The sequence below is a fragment of the Pseudomonas sp. NY15354 genome (genome assembly GCF_048068075.1).
Classification (GTDB): Bacteria; Pseudomonadota; Gammaproteobacteria; order Pseudomonadales; family Pseudomonadaceae; genus Aquipseudomonas; species Aquipseudomonas guariconensis_C.
The window spans coordinates 45,630-63,088 of sequence record NZ_JBLUPV010000010.1 but is presented as its reverse complement, the minus strand read 5'-3'; the positions used below and the strand labels follow the sequence as shown (position 1 = coordinate 63,088).

Below are 17,459 nucleotides of genomic sequence, written 5' to 3'. Positions count from 1 at the left end.
TCCTGCCCATGCGTTCGATCATCCGCCCACGGCGGTCGGTGCCGGCAGGCGCGCTCCTTCCATGCCATCAGTAGTCTGCGCCGATCCCGTGCCATGCGGGAGGGCGCGCAGGAGCCCAACATGCCTGATTCATCCTCTACGTCCGCGGACACTCGCCGCGACCCCTTGTTTACCCCGCCGTCGCTGCCCAAAGGCGGCGGTACCGTCTCCGTCGGCGGCGGCATGCTGTCCGTCGGCAGCGCCGATGGTGCGGCCGGTTGGTCGTTGCCGTTGCCGCTGCCCGGCGGGCGCGAGTTGTCGCCGGCATTAGCGCTGAACTACAGCTCAGGTGGCGGTAACGATGCTTTTGGCGCCGGATGGATCTGCTCACTGCCTGTGGTATCGCGCATGACCCGGTTCGGCATCCCACGGTATACCGAAGGCGACCGTCTGGCCGGCCCTGACGGCGAAGAGATCCTGCGTGACAACGCTGGCTCGCGTACCGAGAGCACGCTGCCATTTTCCACCGTCCATGCCCCGCACACCGTCACGCCTTGGGTGTCGCGAAGCGGCGGGCGCGGCGAACGCCTCGAGCATTGGTGCGCCGAGGCCACACCGGACGCTCCCGGTTTCTGGCTGCACTACCATGCAGACGGCAGCCTGACGCTGTTCGGCTGGACTACCAGCGCCCGTTTGAGCGACCCGGACGACCCTTCGCACGTGGCCACCTGGTACCCCGAAGAGACGGTCAGCGCCAAGGGCGAGCACCTGGTGTACACCTACCGTACGGAGGATGAGGCCAACTGCGACGCTCAGGAGTTGGCCGCCCACCCGCGGGTGGCGAACGTATACCTGGCTGGCGTGCATGCCTTGAACGCGACGCCGTCGGAGGCGCTGCTGGTACCGGAAGGGGCGTTTCGCCCTGAAGACTTCATGAGCGTGATGCTGTTCGATTATGGCGAGCGCGACACGCCGGTGGATGAGCCCCCACCGTTCCAGACCAGTGCACGTTGGCCGGCTCGCCTGGACCGCTATGGTTTCTGGCGCTGGGGTTTCAACGTGCGCATGCGTCGTCTGTGCCGGGACGTGCTGCTCTGGCACCGCACCGCGATGATGGCGGGCGAGAAGGACTCGACACCGGTGCTGGTCTCGCGCCTGCACCTGACATACCAGCAGTCAGCCGTGGCGACCGTGCTGGAGTCTGCCCAGCAGGTGGCGTATGAACCGGATGGCACGCCGCTGATCCTGCCACCGATGGAGTTCGAGTTGAGCCGGCCAGGCCGGGACGCTGCCGGCTGGGAAGCGCTGCCCGATCTCGACGGTTTCAGCCCGTCGCGCTGGCAGATGGCCGACCTGCATGGCGAGGGTCTGGCAGGGCTGCTGTACCAAGAGCAGGGCGCGTGGCGATACCGTGCGCCGGAACGCAAGGACGGTGGCGAGATCGATGCAGTGACGTGGGGCGAATCCCAGCTGCTGCCTCTTGCCCCTGCGCTGGAGAGTGGGACCTTGACCGACCTGGACGGCGATGGCCGTCCTGATTGGCTGGTGGCTCAGCCAGGTTTGCATGGCCGCTTCACCTTGTCGCCAGATGGCCAATGGAGCCGTTTCATCCCGCTTCAGGCCTTGCCCACGGAGTTGCTGCATCCCCGTGCCCAACGGGTCGACCTGACCGGCGAAGGATTGCTGGATGTGGCCATGATCGGGCCGCGAAGTGTGCGCCTATGGGCTAGCGCGGGCAGCGAAGGCTGGCGGCAGTCTGCCGAAACCGCCTACCTGGGCAAGACATCGTTGCCCATGGAAGGCGGCGAGGACCGATTGGTGGCGTTTGCCGACGTGGCCGGCAGTGGTCAACAGCATTTGGTGGAGATCACCGGGGAAAGCGTTACCTATTGGCCATCGCTCGGCCATGGCCGATTTGGCGAGCCGATCGGCATCGGCGGGTTTGCCGTCGAGGACTTCAGGGCCTCGCGGGTACTTCTCGGTGATACGGACGGCAGCGGCACCACTGACATCCTGTACCTGGAGGCCGACCGTGTGCGGGTGTTCGTGAGCGAATCGGGCAACCGTTTCGTGGAGCGTGCAGCGGTGCCGGCGCCCGCGGGCGTGGTGCTGGATGACACCTGCGTGCTGCAGGTGACGGACCTGCGCGGCCAAGGGACCGCAGAGCTCGTGTTGACGGTGACGCACATGGCGCCGCGCACCTGGACCTACCGATTCAATGACAGGCGCCCCTGGTTGCTGGCGCAGGTTTGCACCAACACCGGCAGCCGCACCCTGTTCGACTACCGCAGTTCGGCCCAGGGCTGGCTGGATGAAAAGGCCACCCTGAAGGCGCAAGGCAAGCCAGCGGTGAGCCTGTTGCCGTTTCCGGTGCACATGCTCAGCCGAGTGACCATGGTCGATGACATCAGCGGCCTGCGCACGGTCAGCGGCATGACGTACCTGCGTGGCATCTGGGACGGTATCGAGCGTGAGTTTCGCGGGTTTACCCGCCTGATCCAGACCGACACGCTGGTCGATGCCCAGGGCACCGCGCCGGAGCGTTCGCCACCTGCTCAGGTCCGCAGCTGGTTCCTCAGTGGAATCGAGGCTCATGATACGACCCTGGAGGGCATTTTTGCGGGGCCGGGCTCGGCAGAGTCGGATTTTGCCGTCAGCCCACTGCGTCTCACCCAGCTGCAAGCCGACGGCCAGGAAGTCCCCTACGCGCCGGAGGGCGAGGCACGGCGCTGGTTGCTGCGCGCGCTGAAGGGCATGCCAGTGCGGACGGAAACCTATGGTCTGGACGGCAGTGATCGGGCGTCTGTGCCCTACAGCATCACCCGCCAGCGCTGGCAGGTGCGCGCCTATGAGACGGCGTCCCCTGCGAGGCCAGCGGCGCTGGTGACGCCGGTGGAGAGCCTGACGCTGACCACCGAACGGATTGCCCAGGATCCGGTGGTCTCGCAGGTGGTCGTCCTGGAGCAGGACCGGTATGGCAGCGTCCTGCAAAGCGTGGACATCCGCTACCCGCGACAGGATGCGGTCAAGCCGTCGCCTTACCCGGACACATTGCCCGAGGGGCTCGAAGCGGCTTCTCGCGACGCCCAGCAGAACGCGGTATGGCTGACGCTTTCGCGTCAGCGTGTGCGCAACCTGCATGTCGGGCACCTTCATCTGACGGGGCTGAGTGAAGGAGGGCGCACGGACGTGCTGCATCTGGAGCCAGCGCAGGTGCCTGAGGGTGGTTTCACCGTGGAGAGTCTGCAGGCAGCACAGGGCCCCCTTGCGCATCTGGACGATGCCACGCTGGGCGGTTACAGCCATGTGCAGTGGTGCGACAGGGCGGGGGCGCCGGTCGAGGTGCCGGTACGTCAGGCTCTGGTGGCCTACACCGAGACGGCCCTGCTGGAACAGGCGTCGCTGGCGGCCTTCGAAGGCCATGTGCCCGAGGCGGAGCTGGAGCGCTTGTTAAAACAGGGCGGTTACCGTGCCAGTGAGCTACCGGAGGACGGCAAACGCGTCTACCTCGCTCGCCACGGGCTGGCACGTTATGCCGACGCCGAAGGGTTCTATCGACTGGTCGGTGCGCGGGACAGCGAATTGACGGGTGAAACGCTCGTGCAATGGACGCCTCATGGGCTGGCCGTGCAGCAGGTGACCGACGCAGCGGGTTTGTGCACGCGCTTCAGCTATGACTGGCGCTTCATGACGGTGATGTCGCTCATCAACCCGAACGACAATGTGCTATCGGTGACATTCGATGCACTGGGGCGGGTGGTCCAGAGCCGATTCCACGGCACCGAGAATGGCGAAATGGCGGGTTATCACCCCACCCAGGCTTTCGATGTGCCGAAATCGATGGCGGCCATGCTGTCGCTCGAGGGCGGCGAAGTGCCTGTCCATACGGCCCACCTGTTGGTGACCGACAGCTGGATGCCCCCGGGCCGTGACGCGCGCGGGCGTATCCAATCGGGGCGCGTCGGCGAGCTGGCGCTCAGGCGTTTTGCCCGCACGCATGGGCTTAAGCTCGATCTGAACGAAGGACGCGAGCCGCCGCACATCATCAGCCTGCTGACCGACCGCTACGACGGCGACCCTGACCAGCAGGTGCGCCTGAGCGTGACCTACAGCGATGGAGGGGGGCGCGCGTTGCAGACGGCGGTACTGCATGCGCCAGGCGATGCATTGGTCCGGACTGACGAGGGCGAGCTGAAAGTGGATGAGCAGGGCAAGGCTGTCATCGCCCACGCCGCCGTACGTTGGGCGGTGAGCGGAAAGACCGAGTACGACAACAAGGGCCAGCCGGTGCGCACGTGGCTACCGTTCTATCTGAACGACTGGCGCCCGGTGGACGATCAGCGCACAACTGACGGGCTTTATGCCGACACCCATCTGTACGATGCCACTGGGCGTGTTTGCCGCGTGCTCACTGCTGCGGGCTACGAGCGACGCACGCAGTATTACCCCTGGTTCACGGTCTCGGAAGACGAAAACGATACGGCTTGAACGCAGCGACCGCGCAGGCCTGAGGGGCCTGCGCGGCGCTTTGACGGACCCGTTCCCATTCTCAAAAAGCCCGTGCGTTTCACCAACGCTTGAGTACAATAATCAGCTTTTCGGGCCCTTGTTCAGCCCCTTTGCTGGAATCCAAATGCTGATCGGTAGCTACTCCTCCGCGCTGGTGTTGATCTCGCTGTGCGTCGCCATTCTTGCCTCCTACACCGCGCTGGACCTGACCGGCCGGATTGCCACGGCCAAGGGCCGCGCGGCCTACTTGTGGATGGGGGGCGGGGCCTTTGCCCTGGGCATCGGGATCTGGTCGATGCATTTCATCGGCATGCTCGCATTCAGCCTGCCGATCGAGCTGGGGTATGACTGGACGCTCACTGCGCTGTCGCTGCTGATTGCGGTGTTGTCGTCGGGCTTCGCCCTGTGGCTGGTCAGTCAGCCGAGCCTGCCGATGCTGCAGCTGGGGTTCGGTGCGCTGATCATGGGCGGTGGCATCGCCAGCATGCATTACACCGGCATGGCTGCACTGCAGATGGTGCCGGGCATCGACTATGACCCGACCCTGTTCGGTGCCTCCCTGGCCATCGCTGTAGGGGCCTCGGCGGCGGCCCTGTGGATCGCGTTCCGCTTGCGTCAGCACACCCCGTATGTGCGGCATATTCGTGGTGCGGCCGCGGTGGTGATGGGGATCGCCATTGTCGGCATGCACTATACCGGCATGGCGGCGGCGAACTTCCCCGAGGGCAGCTTCTGCGGTGCGTTGGCCAACGGCCTGCGCGGCGATGGCCTGGACTCGGTGGTGCTGATCACCACCCTGGCGGTGCTGGCGGTGGCCCTGCTCACGTCGGTGCTCGATGCTCGCCTGGAGGCGCGCACCTCGGAGCTTGCACGCTCCTTGACCCTGGCCAACCAGGAGCTGACTCAGCTCGCCTTGCACGACACCCTGACCGGCCTGCCCAACCGCACCCTGTTGGCGGAGCGCATCGACCAAGCCATCAGCAAGGTGGCGGAGCAGGGCGGATGCTTCGCGCTGATGTTCATCGATCTGGACGGCTTCAAGCCCGTCAACGATGCCTTCGGCCATCATGTGGGCGACCTGTTGCTCAAGGCGGTGGCGGCCCGCCTGCGGGGGCATCTGCACAGCCAGGACACCCTGGCGCGCATCGGCGGCGACGAGTTCGTCCTGCTGGTGGAACTGCAGGAGCCGGCCGATGCCATGGAGGTGGCCGTCAAGCAGGTCAATCTGGTGGCACGCCCTTATCGGGTGGCCGATCACGACCTGCAGCTCTCGGCGAGCCTGGGTATCGTGCTCTACCCGGGCAACGGCCTGGACCAGCAGGAACTGCTGCGCAACGCCGATGCGGCCATGTATCACGCAAAAAGCGCCGGCAAGAACGGCTACAGCTTCTTCGACGTCTCGATGAACAGCAACGCCCGTCAGCAACTGCAACTGCTCCAGGACCTGCGCGCGGCCCTGGAACATGGCCAGTTCCGCCTGCACTACCAGCCCAAATTCGATGCGCTCGCCCGCCAGCCGATCGGCGCCGAGGCGTTGCTGCGCTGGGAGCATCCGCAGCACGGGCTGCTGTTGCCGGACCGGTTCATCGGCCTTGCCGAGAAGACCGGTCTGATCATCCCCATTGGCGAATGGGTGCTGGGCGAGGCCTGCCGGCAGATGCGCGACTGGCTCGCGCAGGGGTATGACGACTGGCGTATCGCGGTGAACCTGTCGGCCATCCAATTTTGTCATGCCGGTCTGGTCGACAGCGTGGCCCGCGCCCTGGCGAGCAACCAACTGCCGGCCAACCGCCTGACGCTGGAAATCACCGAGACCACGGCCATGCGCGACGCCGATGCCAGCCTGACCGTGCTGCAGAAGCTTTCCGACATGGGCGTGGACCTGTCCATCGATGATTTCGGGACCGGTTACTCAAGCCTGATGTACTTGAAGCGCCTGCCGGCGAACGAACTGAAGATCGACCGAGGTTTTGTCCGTGATCTGGAGCAGGACAGCGACGATGCGGCGATCGTCTCGGCGATCGTTGCCCTGGGCCAGGCCCTGGGCCTGCGGATCGTGGCAGAAGGGGTAGAAACCAGCCGCCAGCAGGAATTCCTGACCCGTCTGGGTTGTGATTCGCTGCAAGGCTATCTGCTCGGCCAGCCCATGCCGGCCGAACAGTTCATGGAGGGTCTGAAGTCGGTGAGGCAGACCGAGACGCTCTGACTACACCGCATCGCGCAGGGCGCATGAGGGGTCGAACGCGTCCATTTCGGCCTCCACGGCCTCGATGATCCGCTCTACATCCGCGGCCGCCATGATGGCTGCGCAGGGGATGCCGGCGATTGCCAGCAAGGTTTCGCCGGTGGCGCGGTCGAACAGCCGGGCGACCATGCTGCGTGGCGCATCCATGCTGGCTTCGAAGCCCAATGGATGGAAATGCCAGCGCATCACCTGGCAGGCGTTGGGGAACGTCATCTTGTTCATGCCAGCCTCCTTGTCCTGATCCTGGACCCGGTGATCGGCCGCTCATTCGGCCGGTAGGAACCTAACCATAGCACCTGTGACGACAGTGTCCTGCGCAAACCATGACAAATGTACGGTTACTTGATACGCATCACACCTGGCTGGAGCCTGCTACGTAATGTCCAAAGGCCAGGGCAAACGTTTTTCACGGGCGATAGCGGGCAGCCGGGATGGTTCCGGGCGACGTTCGGGGAGCGGTGCTTTTCTGACCAGCGGTGGCACAGCGCATCAGCCCAACAAGCCGGCGGCGATGTTGATGGTGAAGCCCAGGATCGCCGTGTTGTACACGAAGCACACCAGCGAATGGGCCAGGACCACCCGGCGCATGCCGCGCCCGGCCACGCCGATGTCGGAAGTCTGCACGGCGACGCTCAGGGTGAACGAGAAGTAGTGGAAGTCCCAGTAGTCCGGCGCGCGCTCACCATCAGGAAAACGCAGCGGGGGCTCGTGGTGGTCGGCGGTGTAGAACAGGCGGGCGTAATGCAGGCTGAAGATGCAGCCGATCAGCAGCCATGAGCCGGCCACGGTTAGACCCGTATACAGATAGTGCAACGCCTGATCGCTTCCCTGCAGGCCGCGACTGGCGGCCAGTTGCAACGTGACCGCGGCAAGGCTGGCAATGGCCGCGAAGCACACGGTGAACAGCACCAGCCCGGCGTTTTCGTCTTCCACACGGGCTACTTTGCGCACGGTGTCGGCCTTGGCGCGCCACGTCAGCCAGAACACCAACACCAGGTAAAGCCAGACGCCCAGGTTCCAACCGGCAAGGATGCGCTGCACGGTATCGTCGGCGGGGATCAGCCAGGCGCCGATGAAGCCTGCCAGTGTGGCGATACTCAGGCGAGGGTGGGTACGGGTAAGGCGGTGGAAAGCCATGCGGTCTCGTCAGTGAAAGGGCATGGCTAACACTCTAGTTCAGCCTGGCAGGCCATCCACCCGGGGGCGCAACAGAATCGGCAGGTAATGCCAGGCGAACAACAGCAGCGCCAGGCTCCAGCACAGTACTGCCAGGTTCAGCCCCAGCGGGGTGAACGGCGTCAGCCCCACCCGTGCGATGGCCGCCAGCTGGATCAAGGCGAAGGCCCAGGCAATGGGGCCGGGCACGTTCAGAGGGCGGCCGGTATGGCCCAGACTCACCCGCGCCATCATCGCCACGATCAAACCGGTCATGGCGCCGATGCTCAAGGCGTGGGTCGCCAGGCTCGGTGCCGAAGCGAGCCCGGCGTGCCACGCGGCCATCCCCAGACAGGCCACCAGCAACCAGGCGTAGGCCAGATATAACGACCACAGCAGCGGTACCCGCCAGATGCCACGCTCATGCCAAAGCATCAGGCGCGTGCCGTGGAGCAGGGCCAGGGCGGCGAAGGGGATGGCCATCAACGGCTCGGAACGATCACCCAGACCGCTGGCCAACGACAGCGGTACAGCAATGCTCAGGGCCAGGCAAACGCGATCCAGCCAGGGGCGGGCGGGTGCCGGGGTCATGTTGCCCAGGCCGCGCCGGGTAAAGAACGGGATTACCCGGCCCCCGATCACGGTCATCATCGCCGCCACCAGCCAGAGGCCTGCGAAGACGCCACGGCGCTGCCAGAGTTCGTCCTGGCGCAGCCAGCCGGCCAGGGTCAGCCAGTGACAAGCGGCCAGCAGCAGGACCAGGCCAATGATCGGATAGTTGTTGCGCAGGCGACGCTGAACGATCGGGCGCGCCAGGGCCAGCGCCACCCAGGGCAGGAACGCGCCCTCTACCAGCACTGTCAGCCCGGCAGGCAGGGGCAGAAACCACACGGCCCGGCCTAGCAACCAGAGCACGAACAGCCCCTGCAACGGGCGCCCGCTCATACCCGGGACGCCGCTCCAGTTCTGCACGGCCGTCAGCAGGAACCCGGCGATGATGGCAGCGGCAAAACCAAAGAGCATTTCATGGCGATGCCAGGCCAGCATGCCGCCGCTGGGCGTCGGAGAGGCCACGCCGGACAGCACGCCGGCCCAGAGCAGCACTGCAACTAGAGCGAAAATACTGCCCCCCAGGAAGAAGGGGCGAAAACCCAGGGCCCAGATGGCCTGGCGCGGACGGGAGGTGATGGGCTGCACGAGCATGGGACGTCCTTGGTTCGAACAGGAGGGGGTAATCGGGTACTATCACGAACCGTGCCAGCGGCAAACGCCTTGTATATCAGGATGATGGCACTGTGTAGGGTCGTAATGACCTCCTTGTTTTGTTGTCGATATGACTTGCCAGCAAGTCTGAATGACCCGCTTCAGGATTCATGTTTTGTCCGATCTCTTGCATAACCCACTGTTGCAGTACCTGGCTCGCCTGGCGCCCTCCAGCCAGCTGACCATGCGCTACATCCTCCAGGACGCCGCCGACCGTCTGGGGTTTGTCGACTGCGACATCGCCGACGTCCCGTGGCACAGGCTCGAGCCAGGTCATGTGGTGGCCTTGGTGGCAGCGCTGCGCACCGACGGCTATGCCCCCAATACGTCTTCGCTGTACGTCAATGCCATACGCGGTGTGATGAACGAAGCGTGGCGCCAGGGGTTGATCGACCATGAAAAGCTGTTGCACATCCGCGAGGTCAAGCCCGCCGGTGGCAGCAGGTTGCCAGCGGGGCGCAACTTAAGGCGTAGCCTGATACGCGAATTGATGGACGTCTGCGCCGCTGACCCGCGCCCCCAGGGCGTACGCGACGCGGCGATCATCGCGCTGCTGTATGGCACCGGCATGCGCAAGTCCGAGTCGGTGGACATCGATCTGGACCAAGTGGATTTCGAGGCCCGTAGCCTGCGAGTGGTGGGCAAGGGCAATCGCCAGTTGATCAAATACGCCCCGGTCTGGGCGTTCGAGAGGCTGCAGGCCTGGCTGGAGCTACGCCGCCAGCATTTGCCGGCAGGAGAGGCCGACGATGTGTTCCTGTTCAACCGCATTCGCCGTGGCAACCACATCACCCGTGCCCGCATCACCAAGCATGCGATCTACTACATCGCTCGCCAGCGCGGGGCGCAGGTGGGGGTGAAGATCATGCCCCATGATTTTCGGCGGGCGTTCATCACCCGGGTGATCGAGGAGCATGACTTGTCCATCGCCCAGAAGCTCGCGCACCACGCCAACATCCAGACCACCGCCAATTATGACCGGCGTGACGACAACGAGCGGCGTCGGGCGGTGGATCGGTTCGACTATTGATGGAGCCTGCCGGTGGGAGCCTGCGATGGGCTGCAAAACAGCCCCAAGTCCTCAAACGGTGGAGCCCGCAAAGCGCCTTCCATTGCTAGTGAATACTCGAGGCCAGCTCGAAGATCGGCATGTACATCAGGATCACGATCAGCCCGATCAGCAGGCCGATGAAGGTCATCAGCAGCGGCTCGAACAAGCGTACGAACCATTCCACCCAACGGCCGATTTCCTGGTCGTGAAAATCGGCGCAGCGCTCGAGCATCTCACCAAGGTTCCCAGACTGCTCGCCCGCCCGCAGCAGGCGCAGGGACACCGGCGTCACCAGTTGGCCCAGCTCCAGCGCATCGGACAGTGGCAAGCCTTCCCCCACCCGGCGACAGGCCTGTTCCAGGCCCTGCGCCGAAGCGCTGCCCAGCAGCCCTCGGGCCATGCTCATCGCGGTAAGGATCGGGATGCCGCCCTGCAAGAGGATGCCCAGCGAGCGATAGAAACGCGCCAGCTCATACATCACCAGGCGCTGATGCAGTGCCGGCCAGCGGCGCAACTGGCGGCTGACCCAGCGGCGCAGGGCGGGGTTTCTGCGCATCAAGGCCAAGGTGCAAAGGCTGCCCAGTGCCGCCAATGCCAGGGGCAGCTGCTGCGCGTGGAGGAACAGGCCGATCTTCATCAGCACTTGCGAAAGCCACGGCAGCTCGTTGCCCATGCCTTCGAACACCAAGCTGAAGCGCGGCACCACGTAGCCCAGCAGGAAGAGCACCACGCCACCCCCCACCAACAGCAGCAGCAGGGGGTAGACCGAAGCGCCGACCAGCTTCTGCCGAACCACATCCAGGCGCTGTCGATAACTGATGTAGCGACCCAGGGCATCCCCCAAGGCGCCGGTGCGTTCGCTCGATTGCACCAGGGCCACGTACAGCGCCGGAAATACCCGTGGCTGTTCGCCCAAGGCCTGGGACAGCGAGCGGCCCTCGTAGAGCTGGCGCACCAGCGCCTCGAGCACCTTGCGCGAGGAGGCATTGGGCGCTTTTTCGGCCAGGCTCTCCAAAGCATCGATCAATGGCAGGCCCGCGCTGAGCAAGGTGCCGAGTTCCTGGCTGAACAGCACCAGGTCGAACTGCGGCGCTCGCCGCCAGGGCAGGGCACGCAGGGCGCCGCCCTGGCCACGAATGCTCACGACCCGCAGCCCCTGGTTCTCGGCTTGTCGTCGAGCGTGCTCGGCATCCTCGGCCTCGACCTGCAGCTGGACGATGCCTTGCTGGCCCAGGGCCTTGAGGCTGTAGCGCATGGCCGTTCTCCTCATTGCCAGCTGGTGATTTCGGCATTTTCCCCGTCTCCGCCGGGCTGGCCGTCCTTGCCCATCGACAGCAGGTCGTACTCGCCGCCGTTTTCACCGGGCTGGCGATAGATGTAGGCGCGGCCCCAAGGGTCTTGCGGCACGGCCTTTTGCAGGTAGGGGCCGGACCATCGCTGCTCGCCGCTGGGGGCCGCCACCAACGCCTGAAGGCCTTGCTCGCTGCTGGGGTAGTGGCCGACTTCCAGGCGATACAGGTCAAGGGCCTTGCCCAGGCCCTCTATCTGCGCCCGTGCCACTTTCGCTTCTGAGCGGCCGAGCTGGCTGAAGTACTTGGGCGCGACGATGCCGGCCAACAGGCCAAGCACCACCAGGACCACCAACAGTTCGAGCAGGGTGAAGCCACGCTGGGTGATGGGTCTGCGTTGCATGGTGAAATCCTCCAGTGCGTTCGGGCAGGTTTGCCTTGCCATGCAACAGCCGTGCACGTCTGGCTCGGGCCCCTGCGCCATGGGGCACAGCAAGCGGCACAGTGCTTGCGTCGTAGCTGAAAACCTCGGGTTTTCCGGGGCATTTCCCCCACATCGGGGGCCACGACGGGGAGGCAGCCGACATGCGTGGAATCATCCTGGGATTGATCTGGTTGGCGGCGGGTGCCGCAGAGGCCGACATGTACATCTCCATCGATGCCAAGGGCGGCTATGTGCTGTCCAACGTGCACCGGCCAGGACGGCATTACGAACGGGTCATCAGTGAGCCGGTGGCCCATGCCGGGCCGGCCGATGCCCAGTTGATCACCGGCCGGCCCTACGCCGAACTGGTGGCCAAGGCGGCCGAGGCTCACGGCGTTCCCCAGGCATTGCTGCATGCCCTGATCAAGGCCGAGTCCGGCTACAACCCCAAGGCCCGTTCCCCCCGTGGGGCGGCCGGCCTGATGCAACTGATGCCTGACACGGCGAAGGAGATGGGCGTCAAGGACGTGCTGGATCCCGCGTCCAACCTGCAAGGCGGGGCGCGCTATCTCAAACGCATGCTGACGCTGTTCGACAACGACATTACCTTGGCCGTGGCGGCCTACAACGCCGGGCCCGATGCAGTGATCAGCCGCGGTGGTGTGGTCCCGCCGTTTGCCGAGACGCGCCGCTACGTGCCCAATGTGTTGCGCGACTACCGCAAGTTGCAGGGGCTGGCCGAAGATGCGCCGTTGTAGCCGTCGGCGAAGGGTCGTAGATCAATGTCGCGTCGGGTGTGCTCACTTCCCCAACTCTGGGCTATAACCTTTTGAAGGTGCCCAGCCGTTGGAGTCGACCATGGACCTCGCCCCGCGTTCCGCCACACTCGACGTGCCCGTTGGCGGCGACAGCAGCGCGGCGCGTAAGCCATTCAATTTGCTGCGTTGGTACGCCTGGGTGAGCCTGGCGATCATCGTCTCGATCGCGGTTGGTCTGGGGCTGATCTCCAGCCGCTTCATCATCAACGAGAGTGTCGAACGCGACGCCTTGCTCTCGGCGCAGTTCATCCAGGCCATCGCCGATGCCGAAGTACGTCATGTGTCGATCCCCAATGTGCGCACCATGGGTGAACTGCTCGACCCGCGCACCGACCAGGCCATGCCTGACGTCGACCCCGATGCCCGGCGCCGGGCTCGCGGCGAGTTTCTCGATCACATTGCCCACTTGCCCGATATGCTGCTGGCCAATATCTATGCGCCGGACCGTACGGTGATCTGGTCGAGCAACCCGGCGCTGACCGGCAAGTCGATCGAATCGGACGATGATCTGGAGCAGGCCTTCGAGTACAAGATGCAAGTGTCGGCCAGCTATCACGACTTTGATGACGCGCGCAGCGAGCAGAAGTTCGTGACCCCGCCCCAGCAGTTGTTCATCGAGAATTACATTCCCCTGTTCGACGCCGATGGTGAGCGGGTCACCGCCATGGTGGAGATCTACAAAGAGCCCCATGATCTGATCGTACGCATAGAGCATGGCCTGCTGTTGATCTGGCTGGCCATCGCCGTAGGCGCGGGCCTGGTGTATTTCGGCCTGTACGGCATCATGCGCCGGGCGTCACGGGTGATGGCGGTGCAGCAGAAACGGCTGATCAGCAACGAGACCTATGTGGCTCTGGGGGAGATGTCCTCGGCGGTCGCCCACAGCCTGCGCAATCCCTTGGCCAGCATCCGCTCCAGTGCCGAGCTGGCCCAGGCGTTCGACGAAGGGCCGGCGCAGAAGAACATCAGTGACATCATCAGCCAGGTGGACCGCATGTCCCAATGGGTTCGCCAGCTACTGCAGTCGCTGCGCCCGCTCAACGATGATGCGGTGCCGGTGGACCTTTCCCAGGTGCTGCAGGAGAGCCTGCAGGCATTTGCCGTGCCGCTGGCGCGAAGCGGCGTGACCCTGGACGTCAAGCCGCTGCCCCCGGTGCAGGTGGTGGGGCATCCGGTATTGCTGGGGCAGATCTTCAACAGCTTGATCGCCAATGCGCTGGAGTCCATGGAGCAGGGTGGGCAGTTGCGGGTGGAAGTGGTACGTCGGGATCGACGCAGCCTGACATTGCGCCTGTCGGACACCGGGCGGGGCATGAGCGATCAGCAGCAACGCATGGCCTTTCGGCCGTTCTTCACCACCAAACAGGGTGGCCTGGGGGTGGGGCTGGTGCTGGTCAAGCGGATCATGGAGCGCTTTGGCGGCTCGGTTCGGTTGAGCAGTCGGGAAGGGGAAGGCACCCAGGTTTCGCTGAGTTTTCGTTTGGTTAGGTCTTGATTTTTTACCTGATAAATATTTCGTATCTATCTGTTTTTAAAAGAAATACATGATTTTTGGGTGATGTTACCCATTTGTGGGGCATTAACCTCGAATCAGGTTTTTAATGGTTTTATAACATATTGAATTTAAGCGATATTTATCTTTGATTCGCGACTGGCTGAGTTCTTGCAGCATGCTGAGTGCGACCAATGGTTGCGGCAGCTTTTCAGGCAAAGTGCTATCACGTTGCTACAGGCGGTAGCACTGCCTGGGTACGCCGTCACCCCCGAAGCCTTCGAACGGGAACGATGCGATGCAGATGCTGGAACACGATATTCCGGACAAGGCTGCCGGCCCCTCCAGCGGGCTCGCTGCGCCATTGCGTGAATTCAACCTGCTGCGCTGGTTCTCGGTGATCAGTCTGCTGATCATTGCGGCAGTGGCCGGCGCACTGGGTTACTTCTCGACCCGTTTCGTGGTGCGTGACAGCGTCGAGCGCGATGCCATGCTCACCGCCCAGTTCATCCAGGCTATGGCCCAGGCGGAGGTTCGCCATTCCCAGTTGCCACCGGGCACCACCATGGGTGAGCTGCTCGACCCGCGTCTGGACAACCAGCACCTGCAGATCGCGCCGGCCCTGGTGCAGTCGACCCGCGGAGAATTCCTCGACCACGTGGCGCATCTGCCTGACACGTTGTTGGCCAACGTCTACGCCCATGATCGCACCATTGTCTGGTCCACCAACCCGGAGTTATTGGGTAAACGCATTGCCGAAGATGACGACCTCGACGAGGCCTTCCACTCGCGCAAGCCGGTTTCAGCGAGTTATCACAAGGCAGAGGATGATCGGGAGGAGCAGAAGTTCCAGCGCGAGCCCCGCTACCTGTTCATCGAAAACTACATTCCGCTGTTCGACAGCCAGGGCGAACAAGTGCTGTCGATGGTCGAGATCTACAAAGAGCCCCAGGATCTGGTGCGGCGCATCCAGCGCGGCTATGTGCTGATCTGGTGCTCGACCCTGGTGGGCGGGGCACTGATCTATTTCGGCCTGTTCTGGATCGTGCGCCGGGCTGCGGGGATGCTGCACCACCAGCAGGATCGTCTGGTGGCCAGCGAGACCTACGTGGCGCTGGGTGAGATGTCCTCGGCCGTGGCCCATAGCCTGCGCAACCCACTGGCCAACATCCGCTCCAGCGCAGAGCTTGCCCAGGAGATTGCCAGCGACCCGGCGCGCAAGAACATTGCCGACATCATCAGCCAGGTCGACCGGATGTCACGCTGGGTGCGTGACTTGCTGGTGTCGCTGCGTCCGACCAGCGACGAGGCAGAGGCCGTGGATCTGGTGGCAGCGATCGAGGATACCCGGCTGGCGTTTGTACAGCAGATCGAGCGCAACGGCGTGCAGTTCAGCTTCGAAGGGCCGGCTCAGCAGTGGGTGGCCAGCCAGCCGCTGCAACTGACCCAGATCCTCAACAGCCTGTTCGCCAATGCCCTGGAGGCCATGCCCAAGGGCGGTCTGTTGTGTGCCGAGGTCAGTTGCCTGGAAGGTCAACAGGTGCGGCTGGTGCTCAGCGATACGGGCAAGGGCATGAGCCAGCAACAGGAACGGATGGTGTTCAAACCGTTCTTCACCACCAAGCAGGGCGGCCTCGGTGTGGGCCTGGCCCTGGTCAAGCGCATCATGGAACGCTTTGGCGGCTCGGTCAGCCTGACGAGTCGCGAAGAGGAAGGAACCCGCGTGAGCCTTGTATTCAATATTGCAGCGGGAGGGGACCATGGGGCCCAGCATTCTGGTGGTCGAGGATGACGAGATCCTCGCCGACAACATACGCACCTACCTTGGGTTGAAGGGGTTCGAAGTCACGGTCTGCCATAGCGCGGAGCTTGCATTGGAGCAGATCAAGCAAGGCCTGCCCGATGCGGTGCTGACCGACAACTCCCTGCCCGGCATGAACGGCCATGAACTGTTGCGCGCGCTGATCACCCAGGCGCCGGAGCTCAAGGTGATCATGATGACCGGATACGGCAATGTCGAAGACGCCGTGCTGGCCATGAAGGAAGGCGCATTCCATTACCTGACCAAGCCGGTGGTGCTGGCCGAGCTCAAGCTGATGCTCGACAAAGCCCTGGCGGCCGAGCGCATGGAGCGCACCTTGTCGTTCTACCAGGAGCGTGAGGCGCAGAAGTCTGGCTTGCAGGCGCTGATCGGCGAGTCTTCGGCGATGCTGAACCTCAAGCATACCCTGCGCCAGTTGCTCGATGCCGAGCAGCGCATGGCCAGCGACGACTTGCCGCCGGTGCTGATCGAAGGCGAAACCGGCACAGGCAAGGAGCTGGTAGCGCGCGCCCTGCATTTCGACGGCTCACGCAGCAAGGGGCCGTTCATTGAATTCAACTGCGCCTCGATCCCTGCCAACTTGCTGGAGGCCGAGCTGTTCGGTCACGAGAAGGGCGCCTTCACCGACGCCAAGGAGCGCCGGGTGGGGCTGGTCGAGGCTGCCGATGGCGGGACGCTGTTCCTCGACGAGATCGGCGAAATGGACCTGGTGCTGCAGGCCAAGCTGCTCAAACTGCTGGAGGACCGCAGCATCCGTCGGATCGGGGCGGTCAAGGAGCGCAAGGTGGACCTGCGGGTCATCAGCGCCACCAACTGCAACCTGGAGCAGATGGTGCAACAGGGCAAGTTCCGGCGCGATTTGTTCTTCCGCCTGCGCATCATCGCGCTGAAGGTGCCGCGGCTGTATGCGCGTGGCCAGGATATCCTGCTGCTGGCCAGGCACTTCCTGGCCCATCATGGGCGCCGATATGGCAAGCCCAACCTGCGCTTCTCTGCCGAGGCCGAGGCGTTGATGCTGGGCTACAGCTGGCCGGGCAATGTGCGGGAGCTGCGCAACATGCTCGAGCAGACAGTGCTACTGGCGCCCAATGATGTCGTGGCCGCGCATCAGTTGAACCTGTGCTTGACCCTGGTCGACGAACCCATGACCCTGCCCACGCCGGTCGCCTTCGAGGCGCCGCGCCATGAGCCGGAGCCTGGGACCAGCCTGCCGGACATGGAGCGCGACCTTGTGTGCCGGACCCTGGACCGCACGGACTGGAATGTCACCAAGTCGGCGCGCCTGCTTGGCCTGTCGCGGGACATGCTGCGCTATCGCATCGAGAAGCTGGGGCTGACCCGACCCGACAAGCGACAGTGGTGAGCCGTGGGGCCCGCTTTGCGCCCCATCGCAGGCTTCGCCCACACGGGCA

The 17,459-nt window shown here is 64.2% G+C and carries 12 protein-coding genes; 7 read left to right on the top strand and 5 right to left on the bottom strand.

Going from position 1 to position 17,459, the window contains the following annotated elements; translation table 11 throughout:
• Positions 1-120 precede the first annotated feature (120 nt).
• Together ACNFCH_RS12425 and ACNFCH_RS12420 are read left to right on the top strand one after the other, a co-directional pair.
• Positions 121-4,467: a SpvB/TcaC N-terminal domain-containing protein gene (locus ACNFCH_RS12425; RefSeq protein ID WP_416742891.1), complete on the top strand. Its 4,347-nt coding sequence runs from the start codon at positions 121-123 to the stop codon at positions 4,465-4,467.
• Positions 4,468-4,612: 145 nt separating this feature from the next.
• Positions 4,613-6,694: a putative bifunctional diguanylate cyclase/phosphodiesterase gene (locus tag ACNFCH_RS12420; RefSeq protein WP_416742890.1), complete on the top strand. Its 2,082-nt coding sequence runs from the start codon at positions 4,613-4,615 to the stop codon at positions 6,692-6,694.
• Here ACNFCH_RS12420 and ACNFCH_RS12415 read toward each other — a convergent pair whose 3' ends face one another.
• The 3 genes from ACNFCH_RS12415 to ACNFCH_RS12405 form a co-directional block, all read right to left on the bottom strand.
• Complete coding sequence (locus ACNFCH_RS12415) at positions 6,695-6,955, bottom strand: DUF1652 domain-containing protein (protein WP_070091103.1); 261 nt, start codon at positions 6,953-6,955, stop codon at positions 6,695-6,697.
• Between the two features lie 267 nt (positions 6,956-7,222).
• Positions 7,223-7,870, bottom strand: a complete 648-nt coding sequence (locus ACNFCH_RS12410; protein ID WP_416742889.1) for a DUF1345 domain-containing protein — start codon at positions 7,868-7,870, stop codon at positions 7,223-7,225.
• Between the two features lie 39 nt (positions 7,871-7,909).
• Positions 7,910-9,091 carry an NnrS family protein gene (locus ACNFCH_RS12405; RefSeq protein WP_337158316.1) on the bottom strand — a complete coding sequence of 394 codons (1,182 nt, stop codon included), beginning with the start codon at positions 9,089-9,091 and terminating at the stop codon, positions 7,910-7,912.
• Between the two features lie 175 nt (positions 9,092-9,266).
• On the opposite strand from ACNFCH_RS12405, the gene ACNFCH_RS12400 reads away from it, so the two are divergent.
• Positions 9,267-10,181, top strand: a complete 915-nt coding sequence (locus ACNFCH_RS12400; RefSeq protein WP_337158317.1) for a site-specific integrase — start codon at positions 9,267-9,269, stop codon at positions 10,179-10,181.
• 85 nt (positions 10,182-10,266) lie between these two features.
• On the opposite strand, the gene ACNFCH_RS12395 is transcribed toward ACNFCH_RS12400, so the two are convergent.
• Together ACNFCH_RS12395 and gspG are read right to left on the bottom strand one after the other, a co-directional pair.
• Positions 10,267-11,457, bottom strand: coding sequence for a type II secretion system F family protein (locus ACNFCH_RS12395; protein ID WP_337158318.1), 1,191 nt, complete (start codon positions 11,455-11,457; stop codon positions 10,267-10,269).
• Between the two features lie 11 nt (positions 11,458-11,468).
• The gene (gene gspG, locus ACNFCH_RS12390) at positions 11,469-11,894 is read right to left on the bottom strand and encodes a type II secretion system major pseudopilin GspG (RefSeq protein WP_070091099.1); all 426 of its coding nucleotides are present in this window, start codon (positions 11,892-11,894) and stop codon (positions 11,469-11,471) included.
• Positions 11,895-12,076: 182 nt separating this feature from the next.
• Between gspG and ACNFCH_RS12385 the strand changes: the two genes are divergently transcribed.
• From ACNFCH_RS12385 to ACNFCH_RS12370, 4 genes are all read left to right on the top strand, one after another.
• Positions 12,077-12,673, top strand: coding sequence for a lytic transglycosylase domain-containing protein (locus ACNFCH_RS12385; protein ID WP_416742888.1), 597 nt, complete (start codon positions 12,077-12,079; stop codon positions 12,671-12,673).
• 100 nt (positions 12,674-12,773) lie between these two features.
• Complete coding sequence (locus ACNFCH_RS12380; RefSeq protein WP_416742887.1) at positions 12,774-14,228, top strand: ATP-binding protein; 1,455 nt, start codon at positions 12,774-12,776, stop codon at positions 14,226-14,228.
• Between the two features lie 295 nt (positions 14,229-14,523).
• Positions 14,524-16,017 (top strand): HAMP domain-containing sensor histidine kinase, encoded by a 1,494-nt coding sequence (locus ACNFCH_RS12375; RefSeq protein ID WP_337158320.1) that lies wholly within the window; start codon positions 14,524-14,526, stop codon positions 16,015-16,017.
• Positions 15,986-17,410 (top strand): sigma-54 dependent transcriptional regulator, encoded by a 1,425-nt coding sequence (locus ACNFCH_RS12370; RefSeq protein ID WP_337158321.1) that lies wholly within the window; start codon positions 15,986-15,988, stop codon positions 17,408-17,410. The genes ACNFCH_RS12375 and ACNFCH_RS12370 overlap by 32 nt, the downstream gene beginning before the upstream one ends.
• Positions 17,411-17,459 lie beyond the last annotated feature (49 nt).